11 protein-coding genes are annotated in these 10,001 nt (G+C 69.2%); 9 read left to right on the top strand and 2 right to left on the bottom strand.

The features are described from left to right. Window positions 1-259: 259 nt before the first annotated feature. Together AB0J09_RS43580 and AB0J09_RS43575 are read right to left on the bottom strand one after the other, a co-directional pair. Window positions 260-892 (bottom strand): hypothetical protein, encoded by a 633-nt coding sequence (locus tag AB0J09_RS43580; protein WP_360704821.1) that lies wholly within the window; start codon window positions 890-892, stop codon window positions 260-262. A gap of 21 nt (window positions 893-913) precedes the next feature. After that, complete coding sequence (locus tag AB0J09_RS43575; protein WP_360704818.1) at window positions 914-1,342, bottom strand: CBS domain-containing protein; 429 nt, start codon at window positions 1,340-1,342, stop codon at window positions 914-916. Between the two features lie 257 nt (window positions 1,343-1,599). Here AB0J09_RS43575 and AB0J09_RS43570 point away from each other — a divergent pair, with 257 nt between their 5' ends. The 9 genes from AB0J09_RS43570 to AB0J09_RS43530 all read left to right on the top strand — a co-directional run. After that, window positions 1,600-2,391, top strand: a complete 792-nt coding sequence (locus AB0J09_RS43570; protein ID WP_360704816.1) for an ABC transporter permease — start codon at window positions 1,600-1,602, stop codon at window positions 2,389-2,391. Window positions 2,392-2,404: 13 nt separating this feature from the next. Beyond that, a complete protein-coding gene (locus AB0J09_RS43565; RefSeq protein WP_360704813.1) occupies window positions 2,405-3,259 on the top strand; it encodes an ABC transporter permease in 855 nt (284 codons plus the stop codon). 4 nt (window positions 3,260-3,263) lie between these two features. Continuing rightward, on the top strand, window positions 3,264-4,283 hold the full coding sequence (locus tag AB0J09_RS43560; protein ID WP_360704810.1) for an MlaD family protein: 1,020 nt from the start codon (window positions 3,264-3,266) through the stop codon (window positions 4,281-4,283). 1 nt (window position 4,284) lies between these two features. Beyond that, window positions 4,285-5,319, top strand: a complete 1,035-nt coding sequence (locus AB0J09_RS43555; RefSeq protein ID WP_360704807.1) for an MCE family protein — start codon at window positions 4,285-4,287, stop codon at window positions 5,317-5,319. Further along, the gene (locus tag AB0J09_RS43550) at window positions 5,319-6,344 is read left to right on the top strand and encodes an MlaD family protein (RefSeq protein WP_360704804.1); all 1,026 of its coding nucleotides are present in this window, start codon (window positions 5,319-5,321) and stop codon (window positions 6,342-6,344) included. The genes AB0J09_RS43555 and AB0J09_RS43550 overlap by 1 nt, the downstream gene beginning before the upstream one ends. Before the next feature lie 8 nt (window positions 6,345-6,352). Beyond that, a complete protein-coding gene (locus AB0J09_RS43545) occupies window positions 6,353-7,378 on the top strand; it encodes an MCE family protein (RefSeq protein WP_360704801.1) in 1,026 nt (341 codons plus the stop codon). Continuing rightward, window positions 7,375-8,385 (top strand): MCE family protein, encoded by a 1,011-nt coding sequence (locus tag AB0J09_RS43540; RefSeq protein WP_360704798.1) that lies wholly within the window; start codon window positions 7,375-7,377, stop codon window positions 8,383-8,385. The genes AB0J09_RS43545 and AB0J09_RS43540 overlap by 4 nt, the downstream gene beginning before the upstream one ends. Then, window positions 8,382-9,731 (top strand): MCE family protein, encoded by a 1,350-nt coding sequence (locus tag AB0J09_RS43535; protein ID WP_360704795.1) that lies wholly within the window; start codon window positions 8,382-8,384, stop codon window positions 9,729-9,731. Before AB0J09_RS43540 ends, AB0J09_RS43535 begins: the two co-directional genes overlap by 4 nt. Continuing rightward, window positions 9,728-10,001: hypothetical protein (locus AB0J09_RS43530; protein ID WP_360704792.1), on the top strand; the 274-nt coding region annotated here is incomplete at its 3' end. The genes AB0J09_RS43535 and AB0J09_RS43530, both read left to right, overlap by 4 nt.

The following is a 10,001-nucleotide window of genomic DNA, read 5'->3' as shown; positions in this document are numbered from 1 at the left end:
GCGGTGGTGGCGGCGAGCGCGGCCAGGGAGACGAGCACGGATGGTCGCATGTCACTCCTCGCGAACGAGCGGGTTCGGGATTAGTGGCGATGCGCGCTGTTCCGCACTCTCCGCACCGCGTCCGCGCCAGGGACGCCGGAGTGGCATGGCCCATACCTGCAGGACTCACGCCAGCACGCTGGAGCGTGTCTCCCTTCTCGTTTGCCGCACAGAATTGCGCTTTCCTGCTCTCTTGTCCAGGGTTTGACGCACAAAAGCGTCAGGCCTTGGTCCACTCCGCGCATCCGCCGGTCAGGAACGCCTTGTCCGTGGCGTCGATGGTGACGCTGGCCGGCCCCTTCGGCATGCCGGTCGCGATGATCTCGCCGGTCGCGCTCCGCAGCCTGGCCCAGTAGCACATGCTGAATCCCCCGGTGGGGCCGGTCGTGCGGTAGGTGCCCGGCTGGATGTCCGTGCCCACCACGAGCGTGCGTAGCGAGGCCGGGTTGATGGCGGGGCCGGTGCTGGTCCCGGCGCTGGGCGGGCCGCTCTGCCCCGGCCGTGTCTGGCCGGGCTGCGTCTGACCCGGCTGCGTTTGACCGGGCTGCGTCTGGCCCGGCTGCGTCTGGCTGGGCACGGGCTGGCCGGTCTGAGACGGTCCAGCCTGAGACGGTCCGGTCTGAGTCGGTGACGGCTCGGTGGGCCCCGTGACCTCCGGCTCCGTGGGCTGGGTGTCCTCGACCGTGACCGTGACGCGGGGCGTGGACTCGTCCGACGACGTCGTGGAATCGCCGGACCCCACGGAGACCCCCAGCAGGAACCCGAGCAGTGCGGCGAGCCCGGCGACGAGCACGATGATCGGCGGACTGCTCGTCGCGCGCGGATATTCAGGAGGGGGCGGCCCGTACGTCACGGACCAAGCGTGCCATCACTGTCAACGGTGGAGATAGTCGACGAGCGACGCCTTCTCCGTCTCCAGTTCCTCGATCGCGCTCTTGACCACGTCGCCGATGCTCACGATGCCCACGAGCCGGCCGTTCTCGACCACGGGCATGTGCCTGAACCGCTGCGTGGTCATGGTCCGCCGCAGCGACTCGACGTTCTCGCCCGGCCCCACCGTGTGCACCTCCGACGTCATGATCGCCGACACCGGGCCGTCCAGGATCGCGGAGCCGCGATCGTGGAGACGGCGTACGACGTCGCGCTCGGACACGATGCCTTCAATGGTGGAGCCGTCCGTGGAGACCACCACGGCTCCGATGTTGCGCTCCGCGAGCGTGGTCAGCAATTCGCGCACTGTGGCCTCTGGCGTCACGGTCGCCACGTCGCTGCCCTTGGCGCGGAGGATCGTCCCGATGAGCATCTGCACCACCTCTGCCCCTCAGTCTTCCAAGCCTGGGTCCAGGCAAACAATCCCCTAGGGACGGAGTCAAGAGGGCACCGGTGTAACGGGGCGATCACGTTTCGTACCTGACTGACAAGATGTGACCTGCGTCTCATACCTTTCGCGCAAATTCCCACGAAGTCATCGACTACTAGATAACCCGTCAGTAGGGTTGCGACTCATCCGTAGGCGGCGGAGGTGGTCATGGCGGTAATTCGCGCGCGGACGGGCGGCCGATGACCCTGTCCGGATATGTCGGACGCCGGGCCGGGTCGGCGCTCGGCCAGGTCGGCGAGCTGTTCGTCATCGTCCTGGAGGCGTTACGCAGGAGCTGGGACGTCAAGCGCTGGTGGTGGGAGTTCGTCGAGCAGTGCTGGTTCCTCGCGCGCGTCACCAGCGTGCCCGTCCTGCTCGTCGCCCTGCCGCTGGGCGCCACCGTGGCGCTGCAGGTGGGCGAGCTGGCCAGGCAGCTGGGCGCCAGCTCCGCCACGGGCAGCGCGGTCTTCGTCGGGCTGATCCGCGAGGTGGCGCCGCTGGCCAGCGCGCTGCTGATCGCCGGGGCCGGCGGCAGCGCGATGACCTCCGACATCGGCGCGCGCCACATCCGCGACGAGCTGAGCGCGATGGAGGTCATGTCGATCAACCCGATCCACCGCCTGGTCACGCCGCGCATGTGGGCGGCCAGCACGATCGCGGTGTGCCTGTGCCCGCTGGTCATCCTGGCCGGCGCGACCGGCGGCTACTTCTTCAATGTGATCGTGCAGGGCGTCACCCCGGGTGCGTACTTCGACGGCGCGTTCTCCCTGGTCGTCGCCTCCGACCTGTACGTGACGCTGTTCAAGGCGTGGATCTTCGGGTTCATCGCGGCGGCCGTCGCCTGCTACAAGGGCATGACCTGTGCGACCAGCCCGGTCGGCGTGGGGCGGGCGGTCAACCAGGCGACCGTGGTCACGTTCATGCTGGTGTTCACGTTCAACTACGTGATCTCGGCCGTCTACTTCCTCGCCTATCCTCCGAGGTCGCTGTGATGGTGACCCGGTGATGGTGACACGGACGGCTGGTCTCAGGCTCGCCCTGCGGGGGCGGGACGTCGCGGAGCGTTTCGCGACGCTGGCCGACTGGCCGCTGTTCGTGTGGAAGGTGCTGTTCTACTCCGTACGCGACGTCATCCTGCGGCTCAAGTACTTCAAGGTCGTCCTCAGGCAGGTCAGCGACGTCGTGGTGGGCGTCGGGGCGACCGTCATCGGCGGTGGCATGGTCTTCGTGGTGTTCACGATGGCGTTCGTCGTGGGCGCGACCGTGGGCCTGCAGGGCTACCAGGGGCTGCAGGCGATCGGCGCGGAGTCGTTCATGGGCCTGGTGGGCAGCTTCGCGAACGTCCGGGAGATCACCCCGATCATCGCGGCAACGGCGCTGGCGGCGCAGGTGGGCTCGTCGTTCACGGCGGAGCTGGGCGCGATGCGGATCGCGGAGGAGATCGACGCGCTGGAGGTGATGGGCATCAACGCCTTCACCTACCTGATCTGCACCCGGGTCGTGGCGGCGCTGCTGGCGCTGACACCCATCTACCTGATCGCGCTCTTCGCCAGTTTCTTCGCCACCCGGATGATGTGCACGGTCCTTTTCGGCCTGGCGCCTGGGGTGTACGACTACTACTTCTACCTGTACCTGCCGGTCAGCGACATCGTGTTCAGCGTCGCCAAGGTCGCTGTTTTCGCCTTCGCGGTCATCGTCATCCACTGCTACCACGGCTTCCACGCCACCGGCGGCCCGGTGGGCGTGGGTGTGGCGGCGGGCCGTGCCATCCGCCAGTCGATCGTCACGATCGTGCTGCTCAACCTGCTGCTGTCGTACCTGTTCTGGGGCGGCGGGGGCAACATACCGCTGACGGGGTGAGCCGGTGACCCGATTCCAACTCCCCCTCGCCGCCCGGGTGGGCATCGCGCTCGCCGTGCTCGTCGTCCTGGCGGCGGCCACCCTGTACGTGGTCCGCACCGCCACCGAGATCAGCGGGACCAGGATCGACGCCGTGTTCGCCCGCGCGGGGCAGGGCCTGGACGCAGGCTCCCCCGTCAAGATCCGCGGCATCAAGATCGGCGAGGTGACCGGTCTGTCGCTCGACGTCAAGGGCAAGGCCGTGGTCACCATGCACGTCGACCCCGGCGTCAAGGTGCCGCAGTCCACGGTCGCGGCGGTCGAGCCCGCGTCGGTGTTCGGCCCCAAGTTCCTCAACCTCAAGCCCGGCTCCGGCGAGACCACCGGCCCGTACCTGTCCAGCGGCGCCGTCATCACCGCCACAGAGGGCCCGCTGGACCTGTCCGACACGCTCGGCGCCGCCTACCGCGGCCTGAACGCCGTCGATCCGAGCGAGGTCACGGTCATCGTGCACACCCTGGCCAAGGGCCTGGACGGCGAGGGCGAGAACATGCGCGAGCTGATCGGCGACGCCGGCACGCTCGTCGGCGTCGCGCACCGGCAGCGCGGGCGGGCCAGGCAGTTCCTGCACGACGCCGCCTTGCTCGGCACGGCCCTGCAGGACAAGGGCGACGATCTCGTCGCGATCTCCTCCGACGTCAACGTCATCACCCCTGACCTGCTCGCACGGGCCGACAAGGTACGCGCTCTACTGCAGGAGGTCACCTCCATCTCCGAGCTGGGCGCGCACGGGCTGGCCAAGCACCGGCAGGACCTGCGGGCCGGCGTGCACTCCGGCGAACGGGTGGCCGCGCTCATCTACGCCCAGCTCGGCCTGGCCGGGGACGGCGTACGCGGCCTGAACAGGCTGGTGGACCTGCTCAACGAGCTGATCGAGGCGCCGGGCCCGGGCAACAGCCGCCAGCTCCAGGTGGAGGCGTTCGTCGCGACCGACATCTGCGAGCTGGTCGTCGGCGCGTGCGGCCCGACCGACGGGAGGCGCTGACATGCGGCGCGCCTGGACGTTCGCCCGGTTCCTGCTCTTCATCGGCCTGTGCGTGACGCTGATCGCGGTGATCGCCGTGCAGATCGCCAGGGTGAGCACGGGCGGCGGCTACAACCTGGTCGCCGTGTTCGACGACGTGTCGGGGCTGGTCGAGGGCGACCAGGTGAAGATCGCCGGAGCGCCCGTCGGCCAGGTGGACACCATCAAGGTGGTGGACGGCCGGGCCGAGGTGACCATGGAGGTGCAGGAGGGGATCACCGTGCCGGCGGACACCGAGGCCGCCATCCGCTGGCGCAACGCCGTCGGCCAGCGCGTGGTCTACCTGTTGCCCGGCACCGCGCCCGGCAAGCTCCCGCCGGGGTCGCGCATCACCCGTACCTCCTCCGTCGTGGACATCGGCCAGCTGGTCAGCGACCTCGGCCCGCTCACCCGCAGCCTCGACCCCGACCAGATCAACCAGCTCCTCACCGCCGCCGCCAAGTCGCTCAAGGGCAACGAGCAGAACATCCCGAGGCTGCTTGACAACGTCAACGCCATCACGACCACGGTCAACGAACGTAAGAAGACCATCGAGCAGCTCTTGAAGGACTACGCCACCGTCACCGACGTGGTCGCCCGGCGCGACAAGCAGATCGAGGAGCTCGTCGACAACCTCGTCACGCTCTCCGAGGCGTTCGCCGACAACCGGCAGCTGATCGACCAGGCTCTGGTGGAGCTGTCCACGACCGTCCACACCTCCAACGAGGTGCTCGGCAAGAACGCCGACGAGCTCGGCCGCCTGGTCGACAACCTGTCCGGGCTGACCGGCGGCATCAGGCGGCATGTGGGCGAGATCGACAAGACGGTCAGCACGTTCCAGCCGCTGTTCGCGCGGGCGTACCAGACCGTGGACCGCGGCCACTACTTCGTCACCGCGGTCCCGTGCGTGGCGCTGAGCGCCGCGCCCTGCCCGTACGGGATGCAGGCGCCGCCCCCGCTGCGCAACACCAGGGTCCAGAGCACGAAGGACCTGCAGAAGCTGCTGGTGGGCGAGTGATGGCGCTCAAATCCTTCCGCGACCGCAACAGGATCGCCGTCGGCCTGGTGTCGATGGCCACACTGGCCGCGATCCTCGTCGCCACGTTCCTGGTGGGCAACCTGGGGCTGCTGGAGAGCGGCTACTACATGTCTGGCGTGTTCGTGGACTCCGGCGGACTGCGTACCGGCAACGACGTCAGGGTCGCCGGGGTGCGCGTCGGCAAGGTCGCCGAGGTGCGCGCCGACTACACGCAGGGGTACGTGATCGTCACCTGGAAGGTGGACGACGGCGTGCGGCTCGGCCGCGGCACCCGGGCCGACATCGCCCTGTCGAACCTGCTCGGCGGCCGGTACGTCAAGCTCACCGGCGCCGTCTCGGCCCCGTACATGGACCAGCTGCCCGAGAGCCGGCGGCGCATCCCCGTGACGCGGACCGGCGTGCCCACCCTCATCAACGACGCCATCAAGGACGCGACGCGGCTGGTCCAGCGTCTCGACACCGACGCCGTGGACGACCTGCTCACCGAGCTCGACAAGGTCGACCTCGGCAAGCGCGGCCGCATCACCCGCCTGCTGCGCAACATCGGCGACCTGTCGGACACGATCAGCAAGAGCCAGCCGCAGCTGCAACGGCTCGTCGACAACGGCACCAGGATCATGAACGTCCTGGAGAAGAAGGACAAGCAGCTCGGGCGGCTCATCGACGCCATCGAGGTCATGCTGGCCGAGCTGCGCGCGCGCCGCAACGAGCTGCGCACGCTGCTGGGCGACGGCAGCGACCTGGTACGCAGCACGACCCGGCTGATCAACGAGCACGAGAAGACCCTCATCCAGGTGCTCGACGACAACGCGGCCATCACGACGCGGCTGAGCGACAGCGACAAGCAGCTCAACTCGCTCCTCGCGTGGGCAGGCCCGACGTTCTCCGGCCTGTCCACGATGGGCGGCCAGGGCCCGTGGCTCGAGGCCATAGCCACGGGCCTCGGCCCCATCAACCCGGAGGTGCTCGGCGCCATCAAGAAGGACAGGAAGAGCGCCAGATGAGACGACCCGTGAGACGACTGGTGGCGGTCCTGCTGCTCGGGGTGTTGCTGACGTCGGGGTGCACGGTGCTGGGAGAGGAGCCGTACCGGCTGGTGGCGATCTTCCACAAGGCGCCCGCCCTGTACGAGCAGGCGCGGGTGAAGGTGATGGGCCTCGACGCCGGATATGTCGACAAAATCCGCATTGATGGGGATAAAGTGCGCGTTGACCTGCTGGTCGATCGGCAGGTGCCGCTGCCGGCCGGCGTGAAGGCCGTGGTCGCGCCCCAGAACACGCTCGGTGAGCGGAACGTCGTCCTCTATCCCCCCTGGAAGCCCGGCGACCAGAAGGTTACGCCGGGGACCACGATCCCGCTGGAGCGGACGGACCTTCCGGTGGAGATCGACGACGCGCTCGACGCGTTCACCAAGCTCACCGACGCGCTCGACGACAAGAAGCTGGGCTCCGTGGCGAGCACCCTGGCCGACGGGGTCAGGGGGCGCGGCAAGACCATCAACAACGCCATCGCCGACACCTCCCAGCTGACCGGCACCCTGGCCAAGCAGGACCAGCAGCTCGTCGATCTGGCCAAGGGGCTGAACCGGCTGGCCACCAGCCTCAACAAGCGCGAGAGCCAGGTGACGGGCGCGATCGACTCCTTCGCCGAGGCCAGCTCGATCCTGGCGGAGGAGCGGCAGCGGCTGCGAACGTTCATCTCGGGCATGGCGAATTTCGTGCGGCGCGGCGACGTGATCATTGAGCAGTACTCCGAACGGCTCCCGCAGGCCGCGAGCACGCTGGCCGAACTGGTGCTGACGGTACGCGCCAACAGCGCTTCCATGGCGCAGGCGGTCAAGGGCGCGGCCGACTTCGCCGACGTGCTCATCGACTCGTGGGACAGGAAACAGCACGTGCTGAAGATCCGCGTCGTGCTCAACGCGATGACCAGGGCGTGGCTGACACCGCTGTTCGACGCGCTGAACCTGGGCGACGTGCCGTGCCTGCCGGCCAAGCTGAGCAACTGCCCCTTCCAGCAGCAGGGGAGGCAGCGATGAGGGCCCGCCTGCTGGCCGCCGTGCTGGCGCTGGCCTTGACGGCGTCGTGCTCACTGCAGACGCTCGGCGCGACCACCGGTGACATGACCCTGTACGCGGCCTTCGACGACGTGCAGAGCCTGGTGGCCGGGCACAGCGTGCAGATCTCCGACGTTCGGGTGGGCACGGTCACCGACATCCGGCTGGAGGGCTACCGGGCCAAGGTGACGATGTCGATCCAGTCCGCGCACCGGGTGCCCGTGGGCAGCACGGCCACCGTGGCCAAGACGTCGGTGCTGGGCGAGAACTACGTCCTGCTCTCACCGCCCGCGGGCAGGGACCTGTCCACGGGCCCGTACCTGAAGGACGGCGCCACCATCTCCGAGACGTCGGTCGAGCCCGACATCGAGCAGGTCACCGCCAAGGCGGGACCGCTCATCGAGGCGCTCGGCGCCCAGGACGTGAACGCCATCCTGGACGCCGCCTCCACCGCCTTCGGCGGGAAGGGCGACGACGTCAACAAGCTGATCAAGCAGACGGCCGAGGTGACCGACGCCTACGCCGCGGCCCGCAAGGACATAGGCACCAGCATCGACGCGCTGGCCCGGCTGGGCGACGACCTCGCCAAGGGCAGCGGCGAGCTGGACCGGCTCCCGGGCACGCTGGCCTCGGCCACCGCGCGCATCGCGCACGGGCGCAAGCACGTGAAGAAGGCGATCGTCGCGCTGACGAAGCTGGCCAAGGAGGCCAACCTCACCGTCTACCCCCGCCACGCCGCCCGGCTCAGGAAACTGCTCCTGGAGCTGGAGGCCATCTCGTCGGCCATGCAGCGGGGCAAGGAGGACCTGAAGACGCTGGTGGCGAGGCTCCAGAAGTTCATCGACGCGCCGCCGATCACGGTCAACGGGCAGGTGCTGATCTACCTCTGGCTGAAGGGCGTTCTGATGCCCCAGAGATCGTCAGGGAACGACACACTGCTGCCAAACCGGGTCGAGGACTTCCGCCTGCTGCTGGAGCCGCCGCGATGAGAAACCGGATTTATCTGAACTTAGGGTTCTTTGTCGCCCTGGGTGTCGTCATGACCGTCTGGGCGTTCAGCACGATCATCCGGCTCGACGCCATCGAGCGGCCGTACCGGGTGTCGGCCGAGTTCGTCTCGTCACCCGGCCTCATCCGGGGGTTCGACGTGGCGTACCTGGGAGTGCGGGTCGGCAAGATCGGCGACGTGCGGCTGGCGCCCGGCAAGATCGTCGTGGGTCTCGACATCGACAAGGAGGTCCGGCTGCCGAAGGGCCTCACGGCGGAGGTGCGGCGCAAGTCGGCCATCGGGGAGCCGTACGTGGAGCTCTCGCCGCCCACCACCGGCGTGACCGGGCCCTCGCTCGCGGCCGGTGACACGATCCCGCTGGCCAAGACGTCGGTGCCGCTCGACTACAAGAAGCTGTTCGAGGGCGTGGGCAAGCTGCTGAACGCGGTGCCGCCGGAGGACGCCAAGACGATCACGCACGAGCTGGCCGTGGCCCTGGATGGACGGGCCCCCGCGATCAGGAACATCATCGACGACGCCCACTCGCTGACCGGCACGCTGGCGGACAACGCCGACGTGCTCGACTCCCTGTCGGTGCAGCTCACCCACCTCACCCACACGCTCGCCGGGAAGCGGGGCGAGCTGGCCTCCGGCATCACGGACCTCCGCACGGTCACGGGGACGCTGCGGGACTCCCGTGCCGACCTGAACACCTTCCTCGACCGGGGGCCGGGGGTGTTCGCCCAGCTCGACACGGCGATCAAGAAGTCGCGGCCGGGATTCTCGTGCCTGCTGACGGCGGCGGGACTGCCGCACCAGCCGGTGTTCTCGCCGGAGACGGAGCGGAACGTGCACCACCTGCTCAGCATCATGCCGACCGCGCTCAGCCTGTCGAGCGACATCAGCCGCCGGACCGGCGACACCGTTTACGGGAGGGCGGCGTTCATCTTCAGCGTGCCGGGCGGGCCGACCCCTGCCGAGGAATACGCGAGCGCCATCGCCCCGCCCACCGTGCCCGCGCTGCGCTCCTGCCCCGCCCCCTCCCACGACTCGGGCGACTCCCGCGACTCCCATGCGGACGATCACCAGGACGCCGCCGGACCGGCGGACACCCCCACGCCCGCCGCGTCCGCTCGTCCGGTGGCGAAGGACACCGAGAAACCGAACAAGAGCCCCGAGGCCACCGCGTCGCCCAGCGCCGTGGCGGCCACCGACCCCGCGTCCCCCATCCCGCTGAACACCACTCCCCTGATTGTCGGGATATTCCTCGCCGTGGTGGCCAGCGGTGGGATCGTGGGCTGGATCGCGACGGGCCGGGCCGCCCGCCGCCGTGAGGAGTCTGAATGACCACCAAGCAGGACCTCGCCGAGGAAGCCCGCACCGAGGAGGCCCAGCCTGACACGGCCCCCCGTGAGGCCACCGACTCCGCCACGGCGGAACCGTCGGCCGAACCGGCGGACGCGCGCCCCGAGGACAAGCAGCTGAAGGCGGACGCGAATCCCGCGGGAGAGCAACCGAGAGCGACGGGTGCGGCGACGGACGACGAGCAGGCGGCGGAGGCGGACGCGGCGGCGGACGGCGAGGAGCCGGCCGTGGTGGGTTCGGGGTCCGGTGAAG

Source organism: Nonomuraea sp. NPDC049784 (assembly GCF_040659615.1).
Classification (GTDB): Bacteria; Actinomycetota; Actinomycetes; order Streptosporangiales; family Streptosporangiaceae; genus Nonomuraea.
This window is presented reverse-complemented; position numbering and strand designations above follow the sequence as displayed.

Bases quoted from the DNA above. Each gene is read 5' to 3' on its own strand.
- AB0J09_RS43575 (WP_360704818.1), bottom strand. From the start codon at position 1,342: ATGCTCATCGGGACGATCCTCCGCGCCAAGGGCAGCGACGTGGCGACC.
- AB0J09_RS43570 (WP_360704816.1), top strand. From the start codon at position 1,600: ATGACCCTGTCCGGATATGTCGGACGCCGGGCCGGGTCGGCGCTCGGC.
- AB0J09_RS43565 (WP_360704813.1), top strand. From the start codon at position 2,405: ATGGTGACACGGACGGCTGGTCTCAGGCTCGCCCTGCGGGGGCGGGAC.
- AB0J09_RS43555 (WP_360704807.1), top strand. From the start codon at position 4,285: ATGCGGCGCGCCTGGACGTTCGCCCGGTTCCTGCTCTTCATCGGCCTG.
- AB0J09_RS43550 (WP_360704804.1), top strand. From the start codon at position 5,319: ATGGCGCTCAAATCCTTCCGCGACCGCAACAGGATCGCCGTCGGCCTG.
- AB0J09_RS43540 (WP_360704798.1), top strand. From the start codon at position 7,375: ATGAGGGCCCGCCTGCTGGCCGCCGTGCTGGCGCTGGCCTTGACGGCG.
- AB0J09_RS43535 (WP_360704795.1), top strand. From the start codon at position 8,382: ATGAGAAACCGGATTTATCTGAACTTAGGGTTCTTTGTCGCCCTGGGT.